The sequence below is a fragment of the Salmonella sp. A29-2 genome (genome assembly GCF_020150755.1).
Lineage (GTDB): Bacteria > Pseudomonadota > Gammaproteobacteria > Enterobacterales > Enterobacteriaceae > Salmonella > Salmonella enterica.
In genome coordinates, this window is record NZ_CP083731.1 from 797,085 (window position 1) to 813,940 (window position 16,856).

Genomic DNA, 16,856 nt, shown 5'->3' on the forward strand with positions numbered 1-16,856 from the left:
ATGTCAACAATATTAGTCAAAGAAAATGAATTGAAAGCGCTGGCGTTTAATAAACTCACCCAGGCGGGTCTTGACGCGCAAACGGCGCAGCAGGTAGCCGACGTTTTGGTTCATGCCGATATTACCGGCGTTCACTCCCACGGCGTTATTCGCGTAGAGCACTATTGTACCCGCCTGAACGCAGGCGGGCTCAATCCAAAAGCAACATTCAGCATCGAACAGATTTCGCCTTCAGTCGCTATTCTGGACTCTGATGATGGAATGGGACACTGCGCGCTGATAAAGGCGACAGATCACGCTATTAGTCTGGCGAGAGAGACGGGGCTGGGTTTCGTCAGCGTCAAAAATACGTCCCACTGCGGTGCGCTCTCGTGGTTCATTGAGCAGGCGACAAGCCAGGGAATGGTGGCTATCGCCATGACGCAAACGGATACCTGCGTTGCGCCGTATGGCGGCGCGGAGCGCTTTCTGGGGACTAACCCAATCGCCTTCGGCTTCCCCGTTAAAGACAGCCATCCGATGATCGTCGATATGGCGACCAGCGCCATTGCGTTTGGTAAAATTCTGCACGCCAAAGAAACCGGGAAACCAATAGGTCATGGCCTGGCGCTGGATAAAGAGGGACATATCACTACCGATCCGCATAAAATTGAAAATCTGCTGCCCTTTGGCGGACACAAAGGTTCTGGTATTGCCCTGGCGATTGATGCGCTCACGGGCGTCCTGATGGGGGCAAACTTTAGCAACCATATTGTTCGGATGTATGGCGACTATGACAAGATGCGCAAGTTAGCGAGTCTGGTTATCGTTATTGATCCGCAGATGTTGGGCAATCCGCTGTTTTCCTCAATAATGAGCACAATGGTCAATGAGCTAAGGGCTGTAAAACCGATGCCCGGTGTTGATAAAGTGCTGGCGCCAAACGATCCGCAAATCGCTTATAAAGAAAAATGTTTAAAAGAAGGTATTCCTGTGGCTGAAGGTATTTACCAGTACCTGATTGGCTGATAATTATAATCACGACCATTATTTAGGATAACTATAGTATGCTATATGGAAATATAGAGCAGCTTACTTTATTACCTTACGTTAACCACATTATTAAAAAACTTATCATCGAAGCGGTGAAGATAGCTGAAGATCAGCCTGCTGGTAAATATGAACTTTCTTTCCCGGAATCATTTCTTATGATAAGCGAAGGGGAAACACACTCTTCGTTAAACCGCAAAGCTGAACTTCATAAAAAATATATCGATGTTCAGATTTTACTAAGCGGTTATGAGGAGATTGGCTATTCCAACAAAATTGATACCAGGATAAAGGAGCTTGAGCATCTTCCTGATGACATCATCTTTCCTGAATGTGTCGCTAATGAGCAGTTCGTTACATTAAATCCTGGCGATTTCGCGCTTTTTTATCCCAACCAGATCCACCGTCCGCTTTGTACGCGTGGTAAACCTGCGCCGGTAAAAAAAGCGATTGTGAAAATTCCGGCCACGGCATTTAGCTAGTCAAGCTTGCCCTGTCAGACGAAGGAATAAAGAAAGCGCCAAATGCAATTCAGGAAGAGACCTTCAAGTCATCCTGAATTACAGCCAGAATGAATAAGGTGGCACTTTTCTGACTTCAGAGCCTTTTCGCGTTGAGGCTAATCGCGGAAAGGCTTTTTACGTTCTGTAAAAAGAGGATGCGGGGTCTCCCCGGTAAATAAGTGAAAATGATACAAATCGATTTTGATGTTATTTTTGTTCAATCTGAATAATATGGTCTTTTACACGGAAAGTGATTGGCGAGGTGTTATGAATCATATTTTTAAATTAGCATTTATTTTTATTATCAATATTATATTTTTAATAAATGCTTCAGCAACAACGATGGACAAAGATAAATTTGTGGAAGCGAATGGTATCAAAATTCATTACGTTGAAGAGGGCGAGGGGCCTCCGCTGCTGTTGATTCACGGTGGTGGTCTGACGGCGAAAAGTTGGCAGGGATTAGCGAAAGAGGCATCTCGATATTTTCGCGTCATCATGCCGGACAGTCGTGGACATGGATTAACCAATAACCCGCAAGGAACGTTTAGCTATGATCTGATGACGGAAGATATGGCGGCTTTTGTTAAAGCGCTGAAGCTGGAAAAACCGCTGGTGATGGGTTACAGCGATGGCGGCATGGTCGTTCTGAAGTTAACCAGCCGATACCCGGATCTAGCGCGCGCTGCTATCGTCGGCGGCGCAACGCATCGCTTTGCTACGACCCATTACATGTAGGGGATGGAAATTTTTTATGGTAAAGGAATGCCTCAGGGGCAATTGACGGATCGCGATCTGGATAAAATGGCTTCGGATGCGCCCGGGATGGTTAAATTTTATCAGAACATGCATCATCCAGAGCAAAAAGACTACTGGCGCACGTTCCTCAAAGGTGTCTGGCCAATGTGGACAACGCCCACATCGCTGGCGGAAGAAGAGGTGAAAAAAATCCACATTCCTGTGCTATTACTGGACGGCGACCGGGATGAATTTTTCACCGTTGAAGAAGTTACCGAGCTGTACCGGCTGCTGCCTCAGGCGGAGATGACCCTCATTCCCGGTAGCGGTCACGCCATTTTCCAGACGCCAGGAAAAACACCGCTGTTTTACGCATTAGTGCTTGAGTTTTTACAGCGGCAAATCCCTAAGGCCTCTTAACTGACCGCGATGGACGTATGAGCCTACTGATTTGCGCTGGATATATATTTTTTTCGGGCGTTGTCTACTGTACCTGGCTAAACTGACTTCAATAATGCGGTCTGTCAGAGTAAACTTTGAGCCGTAAACAAATTCAAACCCTTCCTCGTCGGGCCTAACGACGCGGGAGGGTTTTTTTATATTGACTAAGAAGAGGTTTTTGCCATGAGCACCTTAGGTCATCAGTACGATAACTCACTGGTTTCTAATGCGTTTGGTTTTTTACGTCTGCCAATGAACTTCCAGCCGTATGACAGCGATGCCGACTGGGTGATCACTGGCGTACCGTTTGATATGGCAACGTCCGGTCGCGCTGGCGGCCGTCATGGCCCGGCGGCGATCCGTCAGGTGTCGACCAACCTCGCCTGGGAACATCACCGTTTCCCGTGGAATTTTGACATGCGCGAGCGCCTGAACGTCGTGGACTGCGGCGATTTGGTGTATGCGTTTGGCGATGCCCGTGAAATGAGCGAAAAATTACAGGCGCACGCTGAAAAACTGCTGTCTGCAGGCAAGCGTATGCTCTCTTTCGGCGGCGACCACTTCGTCACGCTGCCGCTGCTGCGCGCCCACGCGAAACATTTTGGCAAAATGGCGCTGGTACATTTTGATGCGCATACCGATACCTACGCTAACGGCTGCGAATTCGATCACGGCACGATGTTCTACACCGCGCCGAAAGAAGGCCTGATCGATCCGCATCATTCGGTACAGATCGGTATTCGTACTGAGTTTGACAAAGACAATGGCTTTACCGTGCTGGATGCCTGCCAGGTCAACGATCGCGGCGTGGATGATATTCTCGCTCAGGTGAAACAGATCGTCGGCGATATGCCGGTCTATCTGACCTTTGATATCGACTGTCTGGACCCGGCGTTTGCGCCTGGCACCGGTACGCCGGTGATCGGCGGTTTGACCTCCGATCGCGCCATTAAACTGGTACGCGGTCTGAAAGATCTGAACATTGTCGGTATGGATGTAGTGGAAGTCGCGCCGGCTTACGATCAGTCGGAGATCACCGCTCTGGCGGCCGCGACGCTGGCATTAGAAATGCTCTATATCCAGGCGGCGAAGAAGGGCGAGTAAGTTGTTTTGCCGGATGGCGCTGCGCTTATCCGGCCTACAGCTGATTGATGCTTGTAGGCCGGATAAGGCGTTCACGCCGCCATCCGGCACTGTTCGGGGGTTATTTGATCCCGTCTGCGCTCATACGATCGCGCACATGCTGTGCGCGTGCGGCGGACGCCGGGTGATCGTCGAACATCGAGCTTTGACGACCCGCTTCCAGTTTTGCCAGTTTCTCAAAGCTGGTGGCGAGTCCTGCCGGACTGATACCGCGTTTGCGCAACAGATCGTAAGAATAATCATCCGCTTCGGACTCCTGACGCTGCGAGAACTGCGAGTTCACCAGTTTTTCGCCAAGATCGCCAAGCTGTGATTGCGACAGGCTGCCGACAACGCCTCCTGCCGATGCCGCCGCGACGCGCACGGCGTTAGTGCCCAGCGCGACCTGCATCCCTTTCTTTACATGACCCAGCGCGACATGGCCCATTTCATGGCCGATCACGGCTTCAACTTCGTTGTCGGTCATCATATCCATCAGTCCGCTGTAGACGCGGATACAACCGTTCGCCATGGCAAACGCGTTGACGTCTTTCGTCTCGTAAACCTTATAGTTCACCGGCTGGCCGTTAATGTTATCCCCCAGCGCGGCGGCAATTTTTGCCAGTCGTTTAGTGTATTCGCTGCTCGCCGGCGCGATTTTCGCTTTGCTGTCGAGCTCTTGACAGGATTGATCGCTCAGCGCTTTTACCTGCGCATCGCTTAACGTATAGGCCTGAAAAGCTTCAGCACCCGAAGAAAGCAGTCCATTAGAGTCCATATTCTGGCAGCCGGTCAGCACCGTCGCCATGCCCAAAGCAAGCAGTAAAGCGCGAATTTTCATTTTTCTCTTCCATACGAATCAATATTATTTTGAAATGCGCCCGTTGCAGATGAATTAGCGCCTGGGTTAAGTATAAAGAAAAGCATGGCAGGCAAGTTAGCTAATTGCGCAACATACGAGCACGATCCGGAGATTTCTGAAGCGGTAAAAGGATGTTCCATGTACATGACGCGCGGCTTGGGGTAAATTGTTGGCAAATTTTCCGGCGTAGCCCAAAACGCGCTGTCGTCAAGTCGTTACGGGCATGGCCTTTCAACATCCGATCTGGAGTCAAAATGTCCTCACGTAAAGAGCTTGCCAATGCTATTCGTGCGCTGAGCATGGACGCAGTACAGAAAGCCAAATCCGGTCACCCGGGTGCCCCGATGGGTATGGCTGACATTGCCGAAGTCCTGTGGCGTGATTTCCTGAACCACAACCCGACCAACCCGTCCTGGGCCGACCGCGACCGCTTTGTGCTGTCCAATGGCCACGGCTCAATGCTGATTTACAGCCTGCTGCACCTCACCGGCTATGACCTGCCGATGTCCGAACTGCAGAATTTCCGTCAGCTACATTCAAAAACCCCTGGTCACCCGGAAGTGGGCTACACCGCTGGTGTTGAAACCACTACTGGCCCGCTGGGTCAGGGTATTGCCAACGCCGTCGGGATGGCGATTGCCGAGAAAACTCTGGCGGCGCAGTTTAACCGTCCTGGCCACGACATCGTTGACCACTTCACCTACGTCTTTATGGGCGACGGCTGCATGATGGAAGGCATTTCTCACGAAGTGTGCTCTCTGGCTGGTACTCTGAAACTGGGCAAACTGATCGCGTTCTATGATGACAACGGTATCTCTATCGATGGTCACGTTGAAGGCTGGTTCACCGATGACACCGCGAAACGTTTTGAAGCTTACGGCTGGCATGTTATCCGTGGCATTGACGGTCACGATGCCGACGCCATTAAACGCGCCACGGAAGAAGCTCGCGCCGTGACTGACAAACCGTCCCTGCTGATGTGCAAAACCATCATCGGCTTCGGTTCGCCGAACAAACAGGGTACCCACGATTCCCACGGCGCGCCGCTGGGCGACGCGGAAATCGCGCTGACCCGCGAACAGTTGGGCTGGAAATACGCGCCGTTCGAAATCCCGTCTGAAATCTACGCCCAGTGGGATGCGAAAGAAGCCGGCCAGGCGAAAGAATCCGCATGGAACGAGAAATTCGCGGCTTATGAGAAAGCCTTCCCGCAGGAAGCTGCTGAATTCACCCGTCGTATGAAAGGCGACATGCCGGCTGACTTCGATGCGAAAGCGAATGAGTTCATCGCTAAACTGCAGGCGAATCCATCCAAAATCGCCAGCCGTAAAGCGTCCCAGAATGCCATCGAAGCCTTCGGTCCGCTGTTGCCGGAATTCCTTGGCGGCTCTGCAGACCTGGCACCGTCTAACCTGACCCTATGGTCCGGTTCGAAAGCGATTAACGAAGATGCCGCAGGTAACTACATTCATTACGGTGTGCGCGAATTCGGTATGACCGCTATCGCCAACGGTATCGCCCTGCACGGCGGTTTCCTGCCGTACACCTCCACCTTCCTGATGTTCGTCGAATATGCCCGTAACGCAGTGCGTATGGCAGCGTTGATGAAACAACGTCAGGTGATGGTTTACACCCACGACTCCATCGGTCTGGGCGAAGATGGCCCGACGCACCAGCCGGTCGAGCAGGTGGCAAGCCTGCGCGTAACGCCGAACATGTCCACATGGCGTCCGTGCGATCAGGTGGAATCCGCGGTGGCGTGGAAATATGGCGTAGAGCGTCAGGATGGCCCAACCGCGCTGATTCTATCCCGTCAGAACCTGGCGCAGCAGGAACGTACTGAAGAGCAACTGGCGAATATCGCCCGCGGTGGTTACGTACTGAAAGATTGTGCGGGCCAGCCGCAGATTATCTTCATTGCGACCGGTTCTGAGGTTGAGCTGGCGGTTGCCGCTTACGAAAAACTGACTGCCGAAGGCGTGAAGGCGCGCGTGGTTTCCATGCCGTCCACCGACGCGTTCGACAAGCAGGATGCGGCCTACCGTGAATCCGTGCTGCCGAAAGCGGTCTCTGCGCGTGTGGCGATTGAAGCGGGTATCGCTGACTACTGGTTCAAATACGTCGGCCTGAACGGCGCTATTGTCGGGATGACCACCTTCGGTGAGTCCGCCCCGGCAGAGCTGCTGTTTGAAGAGTTTGGCTTCACGGTGGACAACGTGATCGCCAAAGCGAAAGCGCTGCTGTAATCCTTAATACGGCATAAAACGGGTCGCTTCGGCGACCCGTTTTTTATTCCCCCTTTGACAACCTGCCGTTTTCCAGCTGTACCACCCGTGAAAAATGACGCCGGGTAAACGCAGCGTCATGGCTAATCGCCACGACGCTGGTTCCCCGTACCCGGCATGTCGCCAGCCAGTGTTCAAATACGGTTAGCCAGTGGGCGTCAAAATCCCGGCTGGGTTCATCCAGCAATAACACAGGCGGCGCCATCGCCTCCAGACTGGCGACCGCCACCATCCGGCGCTGTGCGGCGTGCAGATCAAGCGGGTGCGCCTCGGCGACGTCCGTTAGCTGGCATAACCGCAGCGCGGCCTGCGTGCGCCGTGAAATTTCCTCCGCCGATAAGCGTTGTAGTTTCAGCCCAAAAGCGACCTCTTGCGCGACATTGCTGTGGAAAATCTGGTTTTCCGCTTCCTGAAAGAGTACGCCGATAGCGGCGGCGCGTTGACGATTTTTAAGCTGCGCAATCGGCTCTCCATTAAGCGTTACCGAGCCGGAAGTGGGGGAAAGCAGGCCGGCCATAATCCGTAACAGCGTTGATTTTCCCGCGCCGTTATCGCCGGTCAACGCCAGCCATTCGCCGTCACGAAGTTCAAGCGAGATAGCGTGCAGACAGTCGGCTGCGGCATCCGGCCAGCGATAAGCGACCTGATTTAACGTCAACATAATGGGGTTAGCGCTCCGTCGCGCAATTGCCATACCCGCTGGCATCGCGTCAGAAAAGGAAAATGGTTACGCTCAAAAAGCACAATGAGAGAATGACGTTCCAGCGCCCACTGTTGTAGCCGTTCCAGCAGCATCCCGGTGGCCGCTGACGTCAGCCGACTGAAGGCTTCATCAAGAACTAATAGCCTGGGCTGCATGGCAAGCGCGCTGGCAATCACTACCCGCTGCGTTTCGCCGCCGGAGAGCGTGCCGGGATGGCGATGGCGTAACGACTGGCAGTTTGTCAGGGTCAGCGCCTCGTCAATGCGCCGTAGAATTTCCGCTTCATGGAGGCCGAGATTCTCCGGGCCAAACGCCACCTCTTCCTCTACGCTAAAGGTACAGCCGGAAAGCTGTAAATAAGGCGATTGCTGCACCAACTGGATGGTGGGCGACTGTTCTACCAGCGGGAGCCGCCCGATAGGGACGCCAAGCAGTAAGCCTGTGCCATCAATATCGCCGGGAAGATAATCCGGATACCAGCCAGCCATCAGTTGCGCCAGCGTACTTTTTCCGCTGCCGTTATCGCCGACTATCGCCACTATTCCGGGTGTTGAATAGTGGAAATCAAAACATGCCGGCGGGCGTGTCGCATCGGACGGAAGATAACGAAACTGCTCTAACGTAACCATATCCATACTCCCGCTTCCGCCAGTATTAGCAGTACCATGCCATACCGCGCAACCCGTTGTAACACGCTATCTTTCGGTGCCCACAGCGTGGTTCGGGCTCGATGCAGCCGAAACCCCCGCATATCCAACGCCGCGCCGCGTATTGTCAGATCGTTAAGCGCATTTTGCGTAAGCGGCACGATCAGCGCAGGCATCGCCCGTAGCCGCTGGTACCAGCCTTCATCCAGCGGTACGCCGCGCGCGCGCTGGGCTTCATGAACGATCGTCATTTGTCGTTTGAGCTGTTCGACGACCAGCAGCGGGCCAGCGAACAGGTAAGCGATGCCGGGCGGCAGACGTGAAGCGAACAGGGCGCGAATAAACCGCTGAACCGGCACATACTGCATCCATAGCTGCGACGTCGACACGATCGCCAGCAGACGTAGCCATAGCGTAACGGCATATACCCAGCGCTGCGGATCGCGAGGCTGCCCGCTTATCCATTCCGTTAGCCAACCGCCATGTACCAGCCATAGCCCAAACCCTAAAGACAGCATCAGCCAGGCGACATACTTCGCCCGCCGCCGCGTTGATTTCAGCGCCAGCAGACAGAGGAAGGCCGCCGCGCTATAAATCGGGAGCACGGTCTGCGCAGGGAGCAGCAGCGTGGTGCAGGCCGCCAGCGCCCATAAGGTTAACGAGGTAAACGGATGCATTTAGCGTACGGCTGACATCGCAGGAAAATGCCGTGTCGTACGTAACGGTAGCTGACGCAGCAGCACCCAAACGATGATCGCCGTCAGAATTTTATCGACCAGATTAGCGCCTATGACGGTAATCGCGACCGACTCCACCAGGTTTTGGCCCATTGAATGCATCCAGGCGACGAATAAATCAGCGCCGCTACCGGTAACGCCGCCAAAAAGCGCGGTACGAAGCGGTACGGCGACCAGCGTCACCGCCAACGTAATGACGACCCCGCTGACGATCACCTTGGGCAGGGTACGAAACCAGCCTGCGCGCGCCAGCCACCCGGCGACCAGACCGATAACCATCGCTACCGGGGCAAACGCGGCAGCGATAGGATCAGTAAGCAGCCCCCACAGCAAGTTGGTCAGAAGCCCCGTCAACATGCCGATGAACGGCCCTAACAGCACCGCACTAATTAAGGTGCCGATCGAGTCGAGAAAAATAGGCAGCTTCAACATGCTAATAAGCTGTCCGCCAATCATATTGATGGCAATAGCGATGACAATCAGCACCAGAGACTGGCTGGAAAACGGGCGACGCGCCATAAAGTACCTCTTAAAGAGTCGTCAATTAACAGGAAGAAATATGCAGTTCGTCATAACCGGAAATGGCGCACGGTTGACGGCTGAACGTCAGCGCTGGCAGCTCGCCGATAACCAGTTCCAGCGTGGTACGCACGGTACACCCTGGCATCATATGGCCGCCGAGCATGACCCCGTAGGGATCCGATACCGCGAGATGCAGATGCTCGCCGCTCAATTCAAGCGTGCCGTTTAGCGAGATAACTTCAAACGTGCCGGTGAGCGATGTGGTCGCCTCTTGCCCGGCATAACGCAGCGCAACGTCGGTCAGACTGCCGGTACACCCTGCAATCCAGGCGGCATGTAATTGGTTCTGTTGCACAAAGGCGTGTAATTGGGAAAACACTTCCTGGCCGGGAAGCAGACGAAGCGCGTAAAAGCGCGCTGTAGAGGCGTTGTGGTGAGATACAGTCATCGTTACAGGACTCCGAGACTCGGACGTGGCGCTGATAATATAGACGCTGGCGACAGCGCTTTCTGATATAAATCAGTATTTGTGACGCGACGATGAAAAGATCTGACGGATGAACTGGTGATTCTTAAATATGGAATAAATTGCAGCGTAAGCGGCCATGAAATGTGATGCAGGTCAGATAACTGTCTTCTTCGACTGGACAAACATTCCTTTTATTCCCCGTTTCGCTTATTCTAGCTGAAGCGTTTCAGTTAATTAAATGTTCGACAATTAACCAATCAGTCGCAGTTTGCGACAGGTGAGGTTTTACTCGACGATGAGCTGCATTACTCTGTCAGCCTCATCTGAATCGGGATAGCCTTGCAGGAGACCTATGACCGTACGCATAGCGATTAATGGCTTTGGTCGCATCGGACGTAACGTGGTTCGTGCTTTGTATGAATCCGGACGTCGGGCGGAAATTACCGTGGTGGCCATCAACGAGCTGGCGGATGCCGCAGGCATGGCGCATTTGTTGAAATACGATACCAGCCACGGGCGTTTTGCATGGGAGGTTCGCCACGAGCGCGAGCAGCTTTTTGTCGGCGACGACGTCATTCGTATTCTGCATGAAAGAACGTTAGCGGATCTGCCGTGGCGCGAACTGGGCGTGGATATCGTGTTGGATTGTACGGGCGTATATGGCAACCGGGAGCATGGCGAGGCGCATATTGCCGCTGGCGCGAAGAAAGTGCTCTTTTCTCATCCGGGCAGCAACGATCTTGACGCCACCGTCGTTTTTGGCGTGAACCAGAACCAACTGCGTGCGGAACATCGTATTGTCTCAAACGCGTCCTGTACCACGAATTGCATAATTCCCGTCATTAAATTGTTGGATGATGCTTACGGCATCGAATCTGGTACCGTCACGACGATCCACTCCGCGATGAACGATCAGCAGGTGATCGACGCGTATCACTCCGATCTGCGGCGCACGCGCGCGGCCAGCCAGTCGATTATCCCGGTAGATACAAAACTGGCGGCAGGCATTACGCGTATATTCTCGCAGTTTAACGATCGTTTTGAGGCGATTGCGGTGCGCGTTCCAACCATTAATGTGACGGCGATCGATTTAAGCGTGACGGTAAAAAAACCAGTAAAAGCCAGTGAAGTCAACCAGTTGCTGCAAAAAGCAGCACAAGGTGCATTTCATGGTATAGTTGACTATACGGAATCACCGTTGGTCTCGATAGATTTTAACCACGACCCGCACAGCGCCATTGTTGATGGCACGCAAACCCGGGTCAGTGGCGCCCACCTGATCAAGACGCTGGTCTGGTGCGATAATGAATGGGGCTTTGCTAACAGGATGCTCGACACCACGTTAGCGATGGCCGCAGTTGGTTTCAGGCTCGACGCGTCAGCGTCGACAAAACTTTAAGCATCATTGAGAGGATTCACCATGTCTGTAATTAAGATGACCGATCTGGATCTGGCCGGGAAACGCGTTTTTATCCGTGCGGATCTGAACGTACCTGTTAAAGAAGGGAAAGTGACCAGCGACGCGCGTATCCGCGCCTCTCTGCCGACCATCGAACTGGCTCTGAAACAGGGCGCGAAAGTGATGGTAACTTCCCACCTGGGTCGTCCTACCGAAGGCGAGTACAACGAAGAATTCTCTCTGCTGCCGGTTGTTAACTATCTGAAAGACAAACTGTCTAACCCGGTTCGCCTGGTCAAAGATTACCTGGACGGCGTTGACGTGGCCGAAGGTGAGCTGGTGGTTCTGGAAAACGTTCGCTTTAACAAAGGCGAAAAGAAAGACGACGAAGCGCTGTCTAAAAAATATGCCGCCCTGTGTGACGTATTCGTGATGGACGCCTTTGGTACTGCGCACCGCGCGCAGGCTTCTACCCACGGTATCGGCAAATTTGCTGACGTTGCGTGCGCAGGCCCGCTGCTGGCCGCTGAACTGGATGCGCTGGGTAAAGCGCTGAAAGAACCGGCTCGTCCGATGGTGGCTATCGTTGGTGGTTCTAAAGTATCTACCAAACTGACCGTTCTGGACTCCCTGTCTAAAATCGCTGACCAGCTGATTGTCGGCGGCGGTATCGCCAACACCTTCGTTGCCGCTCAGGGCCACAGTGTCGGTAAATCCCTGTACGAAGCTGACCTGGTTGACGAAGCAAAACGTCTGCTGACCACTTGCGATATCCCGGTTCCGACCGATGTTCGCGTTGCCACCGAGTTCTCCGAAACCGCACCGGCGACTCTGAAATCCGTTAACGACGTGAAAGAAGACGAGCAGATCCTGGATATCGGCGATGCTTCCGCTCAGCAGCTGGCTGAAATCCTCAAGAATGCCAAAACCATTCTGTGGAACGGCCCGGTTGGCGTGTTTGAGTTCCCGAACTTCCGTAAAGGGACTGAAATCGTGGCGAATGCCATCGCTGATAGCGAAGCGTTTTCCATCGCTGGCGGCGGCGACACCCTGGCGGCAATCGACCTGTTCGGCATTGCTGACAAAATTTCCTACATTTCTACTGGCGGCGGCGCATTCCTCGAATTCGTGGAAGGTAAAGTTCTGCCAGCCGTAGCGATGCTCGAAGAGCGCGCTAAGAAGTAATCGTTACGGGCAGGGATTCCTGCCCGTTGATTTATCGCCGATCTGACATTCAGGGCGGCCCGTGTTTTTTCCCAAAGCCCGACGATACAGGACAACGAAACATGTCTAAAATTTTTGATTTCGTAAAACCAGGCGTGATCACTGGTGATGACGTACAGAAAGTGTTCCAGGTAGCAAAAGAAAACAATTTTGCTCTGCCGGCAGTTAACTGCGTGGGCACTGATTCCATCAACGCTGTTCTGGAAACCGCTGCAAAAGTTAAAGCACCGGTCATCGTTCAGTTCTCCAACGGCGGCGCGTCCTTCATCGCGGGTAAAGGCGTGAAAACTGACGTACCTCAGGGCGCGGCAATCCTGGGCGCTATCTCTGGCGCGCATCACGTTCATCAGATGGCTGAACACTACGGCGTGCCGGTTATCCTGCACACTGACCACTGCGCGAAGAAACTGCTGCCGTGGATCGACGGTCTGCTGGACGCGGGTGAAAAACACTTCGCGGCTACCGGTAAACCGCTGTTCTCTTCTCACATGATTGACCTGTCTGAAGAGTCTCTGCACGAAAACATCGAAATCTGCTCCAAATACCTGGCGCGCATGTCCAAAATTGGCATGACTCTGGAAATCGAACTGGGTTGCACCGGTGGTGAAGAAGACGGCGTGGACAACAGCCACATGGACGCTTCTGCCCTGTACACTCAGCCGGAAGACGTTGATTACGCGTACACTGAGCTGAGCAAAATCAGCCCGCGTTTCACCATTGCCGCTTCCTTCGGTAACGTACACGGCGTTTACAAGCCGGGTAACGTGGTTCTGACTCCGACTATTCTGCGTGATTCTCAGGACTATGTTTCTAAGAAACACAACCTGCCGCACAACAGCCTGAACTTCGTTTTCCACGGCGGTTCCGGTTCTACTGCTCAGGAAATCAAAGACTCCGTAAGCTACGGCGTAGTGAAAATGAACATCGATACCGATACCCAATGGGCAACCTGGGAAGGTGTTCTGAACTACTACAAAGAAAACGAAGCGTATCTGCAAGGTCAGCTGGGCAACCCGAAAGGCGAAGATCAGCCGAACAAGAAATACTATGACCCGCGCGTATGGCTGCGTGCTGGCCAGACTTCGATGATCGCTCGTCTGGAAAAAGCATTTAAAGAACTGAACGCGATTGACGTTCTGTAATATAGTCTGCTGATTGAAATGGCTTCCCTCGGGAAGCCATTTTTTTATCGTTATTTCCGGAGAGCGGCGTTAGTTAGCGCTTTCATCCGGCCAACTCACAGTGTACCTGCCTTTTTTGGTTTTGGGATGATGCCGAAAAATGGCATATTCCTCTGTTTTTGTTTACCTTTAAAAAGTTCTTTTCGTGAGAATGATCTCATTTGCTTGTTTTGCTATGACCAAGGAATATTGAATGGAAGATTTGAATGTTGTCGACAGCATAAATGGTGCGGGCACCTGGCTGGTACGCAACCAGGCGTTATTGCTCAGCTATGCTGTGAATATTGTTGCGGCTATCGCTATTATCATCATCGGCTTGATTGTAGCGCGCGTGATCTCCAATACGGTAAATCGTCTGATGCGTGCGCGTCATATTGATGCGACAGTAGCCGACTTTCTTTCTGCGCTGGTGCGCTATGGGGTTATCGCTTTTACGCTGATTGCGGCTCTGGGTCGCGTGGGGGTTCAAACCGCCTCGGTTATTGCCGTACTGGGCGCCGCTGGTTTAGCCGTTGGCCTGGCATTACAGGGATCGCTTTCTAACCTTGCGGCTGGGGTATTGCTGGTTATGTTCCGTCCGTTCCGCGCCGGTGAGTATGTCGATTTGGGCGGCGTTGCCGGTACGGTACTGAACGTGCAAATCTTTTCCACGACAATGCGCGCGGTAGACGGCAAAATTATTGTGATTCCGAATGGCAAAATTATCGCGGGAAATATCATCAACTATTCTCGTGAGCCGGTTCGCCGTAACGAATTCATTATTGGTGTGGCCTACGATTCGGATATCGATCAGGTGAAACAACTGCTAACGACGATTATCGAGTCCGACGATCGTATTTTAAAAGATCGCGAAATGACGGTGCGTTTGAATGAGCTGGGTGCCTCATCGATTAATTTTGTGGTGCGTGTCTGGAGTAAAAGCAGCGACCTGCAAAATGTCTACTGGGACGTGCTGGAACGTATTAAACGTGAATTTGACGCCGCTGGTATTAGCTTCCCCTACCCGCAGATGGACGTCAATTTTAAACGCGTGAAAGATAACGCCGCGGAGTAATTTTCCTCCCGTGCTGCCTGCCGGTGCTGCGCTTATCCGCCTCCAGTATTCTCTGGCTATTGAGCGGATAAGCGTAGCCGCCATCCGTTATTCAGTCTCTTTATTAGCTTTTCTTATTAGTGATTAAAATTATCAATTTCCGCTAATAATATTCCCGCGCTATAGTCTGCCTTTAAGAAAAACAGCTCAGGGTAGTTAACGTGATATCTTATTATTTTCAAGGGTTTGCCCTTGGCGCCGCCATGATCCTTCCGCTTGGCCCGCAAAATGCGTTTGTGATGAATCAGGGAATTCGTCGCCAGTACCACCTCATGATAGCGCTGCTTTGCGCGTTAAGTGATTTAGTCCTGATTAGCGCCGGTATTTTTGGCGGCAGCGCGTTGCTGATGCAGTCGCCGTGGCTGCTGGCGCTGGTCACATGGGGCGGGGTCGCGTTCTTGTTATGGTACGGTTTTGGCGCGCTGAAAACGGCAATGAGCAGTAATCTGGAGCTGGCCAGCGCCGAGGTTATGAAGCAGGGGCGCTGGAAAATTATTGCTACGATGCTGGCGGTAACGTGGCTGAATCCGCACGTTTATCTGGATACGTTTGTCGTGTTGGGCAGTCTCGGCGGACAACTGGCTATGGAGCCAAAGCGCTGGTTCGCCCTCGGCACGATTAGCGCGTCGTTCTTATGGTTTTTTGGGTTAGCGCTACTGGCGGCCTGGCTTGCGCCTCGACTGCGTACGGCGAAAGCTCAACGCATTATCAACATTCTGGTTGGGGTGGTGATGTGGCTTATCGCCTTCCAACTGGCGCGGGAAGGCGTCGCGCATATGCACGCGCTTTTCAACTAAGCGTTGTCTGATGGACAACAGGCCGATATCCGCTAAGCTTGCCTGCATGCGCCCTGTATATCAGGGCAATGACTGCAATATGGAGGAGAGACTGTGAAGTTCAAAGTGATGGCCCTGGCGGCATTAGTGGGTTTAAGTGCAATGTCGGCGCAGGCAAGCGAATTGCCGGAAGGCCCGCACATCGTGACTTCCGGTACGGCAAGCGTCGATGCTGTGCCTGATATCGCCACCTTAGCGATTGAAGTGAACGTCGCGGCGAAGGATGCGGCGACGGCGAAGAAGCAGGCCGATGAGCGCGTGGCGCAATATCTTTCCTTCCTTAAGCAAAATCAGATTGCGAAAAAAGACATTAGCGCGGCGAATCTGCGCACGCAGCCGGATTATGATTACCAAAACGGTAAAAGCATTCTGAAAGGGTATCGTGCGGTGCGAACCGTTGAGGTGACGCTGCGTCAGTTAGATAAACTTAATTCGCTGCTGGACGGCGCGCTGAAGGCGGGTCTGAACGAGATTCGTTCGGTATCGCTGGGCGTGGCGCAACCGGACGCCTATAAAGACAAGGCCCGCAAAGCCGCCATTGATGACGCGATTCATCAGGCGCAAGCGCTGGCAGCCGGTTTTAACAGCAAATTGGGGCCGGTTTACAGCGTTCGTTACCATGTCTCTAATTATCAGCCGAGTCCGGTGGTGCGAATGATGAAAGCCGCAGATGCTGCGCCGGTATCCGCGCAGGAAACTTACGAGCAGCCGACCATTCAGTTCGACGATCAGGTCGATGTGGTATTCCAGCTTGAACCTGGAACCGGGCAGACGTCGACAACGGCCGCCAGCACGCAGTAATCTCGCCCGGCCTGGGCGCTTCCAGGCCGAGTTTTCTCCCGATATTCGCGTTTTTTACTCCGTATTACGCAATGAAATGAAGATTTGCTAATACGGTGAGCGTTTTGAATCGTCTTGCCGCCAGCAAAAAATAGCCAATGGCGCGTCGTTTTTTGCCGCCTGAACGCAATGATTTTGTAATGAATTTCAAAGAAGTGGCGGGGGAATAATGGGTCATGCAGGCCGGATAAGACGTTCACGCCGCCATCCGGCATTCATAGAGAG

At 53.0% G+C, this 16,856-nt stretch carries 16 protein-coding genes and 2 pseudogenes; 12 read left to right on the plus strand and 6 right to left on the minus strand.

The window, feature by feature from the left end:
* From K8W53_RS03890 to K8W53_RS23945, 5 genes and pseudogenes are all read left to right on the plus strand, one after another.
* Complete coding sequence (locus K8W53_RS03890; RefSeq protein WP_000104231.1) at window positions 1-1,008, plus strand: Ldh family oxidoreductase; 1,008 nt, start codon at window positions 1-3, stop codon at window positions 1,006-1,008.
* Window positions 1,009-1,046: 38 nt separating this feature from the next.
* Window positions 1,047-1,511 carry a YhcH/YjgK/YiaL family protein gene (locus K8W53_RS03895; RefSeq protein ID WP_023202681.1) on the plus strand — a complete coding sequence of 155 codons (465 nt, stop codon included), beginning with the start codon at window positions 1,047-1,049 and terminating at the stop codon, window positions 1,509-1,511.
* Between the two features lie 222 nt (window positions 1,512-1,733).
* Window positions 1,734-2,690, plus strand: a pseudogene (locus K8W53_RS03900) (alpha/beta fold hydrolase).
* Window positions 2,691-2,894: 204 nt separating this feature from the next.
* On the plus strand, window positions 2,895-3,815 hold the full coding sequence (gene speB / locus K8W53_RS03905) for an agmatinase (protein ID WP_000105550.1): 921 nt from the start codon (window positions 2,895-2,897) through the stop codon (window positions 3,813-3,815).
* A 3-nt stretch (window positions 3,816-3,818) separates the two neighbouring features.
* Window positions 3,819-3,903, plus strand: a pseudogene (locus K8W53_RS23945) (hypothetical protein); the annotation flags it as partial.
* Between the two features lie 12 nt (window positions 3,904-3,915).
* Here the strand turns inward: K8W53_RS23945 and K8W53_RS03910 are convergent.
* Window positions 3,916-4,674 carry a M48 family metallopeptidase gene (locus K8W53_RS03910; RefSeq protein ID WP_000701830.1) on the minus strand — a complete coding sequence of 253 codons (759 nt, stop codon included), beginning with the start codon at window positions 4,672-4,674 and terminating at the stop codon, window positions 3,916-3,918.
* 275 nt (window positions 4,675-4,949) lie between these two features.
* On the opposite strand from K8W53_RS03910, the gene tkt reads away from it, so the two are divergent.
* Complete coding sequence (gene tkt / locus K8W53_RS03915; RefSeq protein WP_000098651.1) at window positions 4,950-6,941, plus strand: transketolase; 1,992 nt, start codon at window positions 4,950-4,952, stop codon at window positions 6,939-6,941.
* Between the two features lie 43 nt (window positions 6,942-6,984).
* On the opposite strand, the gene K8W53_RS03920 is transcribed toward tkt, so the two are convergent.
* The 5 genes from K8W53_RS03920 to K8W53_RS03940 are packed head-to-tail and all read right to left on the minus strand — an operon-like array spanning window position 6,985 to window position 10,037.
* A complete protein-coding gene (locus K8W53_RS03920; protein ID WP_001650629.1) occupies window positions 6,985-7,641 on the minus strand; it encodes an ABC transporter ATP-binding protein in 657 nt (218 codons plus the stop codon).
* Entirely contained in the window at window positions 7,635-8,312 is a 678-nt protein-coding gene (locus K8W53_RS03925; protein WP_023223879.1) for an ABC transporter ATP-binding protein, read from the minus strand. Before K8W53_RS03925 ends, K8W53_RS03920 begins: the two co-directional genes overlap by 7 nt.
* A complete protein-coding gene (locus tag K8W53_RS03930) occupies window positions 8,300-9,007 on the minus strand; it encodes an energy-coupling factor transporter transmembrane component T (RefSeq protein ID WP_023223880.1) in 708 nt (235 codons plus the stop codon). Before K8W53_RS03930 ends, K8W53_RS03925 begins: the two co-directional genes overlap by 13 nt.
* Window positions 9,008-9,586, minus strand: a complete 579-nt coding sequence (locus K8W53_RS03935; protein WP_000124001.1) for an ECF transporter S component — start codon at window positions 9,584-9,586, stop codon at window positions 9,008-9,010. It abuts the gene before it with no gap.
* A 25-nt stretch (window positions 9,587-9,611) separates the two neighbouring features.
* Window positions 9,612-10,037 carry a PPC domain-containing DNA-binding protein gene (locus tag K8W53_RS03940; RefSeq protein ID WP_023223881.1) on the minus strand — a complete coding sequence of 142 codons (426 nt, stop codon included), beginning with the start codon at window positions 10,035-10,037 and terminating at the stop codon, window positions 9,612-9,614.
* A gap of 373 nt (window positions 10,038-10,410) precedes the next feature.
* Between K8W53_RS03940 and epd the strand changes: the two genes are divergently transcribed.
* The 6 genes from epd (at window position 10,411) to K8W53_RS03970 (ending at window position 16,592) form a co-directional block, all read left to right on the plus strand.
* On the plus strand, window positions 10,411-11,457 hold the full coding sequence (gene epd, locus K8W53_RS03945) for an erythrose-4-phosphate dehydrogenase (protein WP_058654797.1): 1,047 nt from the start codon (window positions 10,411-10,413) through the stop codon (window positions 11,455-11,457).
* Between the two features lie 21 nt (window positions 11,458-11,478).
* Complete coding sequence (pgk, locus tag K8W53_RS03950; protein WP_000111274.1) at window positions 11,479-12,642, plus strand: phosphoglycerate kinase; 1,164 nt, start codon at window positions 11,479-11,481, stop codon at window positions 12,640-12,642.
* A 101-nt stretch (window positions 12,643-12,743) separates the two neighbouring features.
* Entirely contained in the window at window positions 12,744-13,823 is a 1,080-nt protein-coding gene (gene fbaA / locus K8W53_RS03955) for a class II fructose-bisphosphate aldolase (RefSeq protein WP_000034386.1), read from the plus strand.
* A 232-nt stretch (window positions 13,824-14,055) separates the two neighbouring features.
* On the plus strand, window positions 14,056-14,916 hold the full coding sequence (locus tag K8W53_RS03960) for a small-conductance mechanosensitive channel MscS (protein WP_000389833.1): 861 nt from the start codon (window positions 14,056-14,058) through the stop codon (window positions 14,914-14,916).
* A 200-nt stretch (window positions 14,917-15,116) separates the two neighbouring features.
* A complete protein-coding gene (argO, locus tag K8W53_RS03965) occupies window positions 15,117-15,752 on the plus strand; it encodes an arginine exporter ArgO (protein WP_000626863.1) in 636 nt (211 codons plus the stop codon).
* Between the two features lie 93 nt (window positions 15,753-15,845).
* Entirely contained in the window at window positions 15,846-16,592 is a 747-nt protein-coding gene (locus K8W53_RS03970; protein ID WP_023223882.1) for an oxidative stress defense protein, read from the plus strand.
* The last annotated feature ends 264 nt before the right edge of the window (window positions 16,593-16,856 follow it).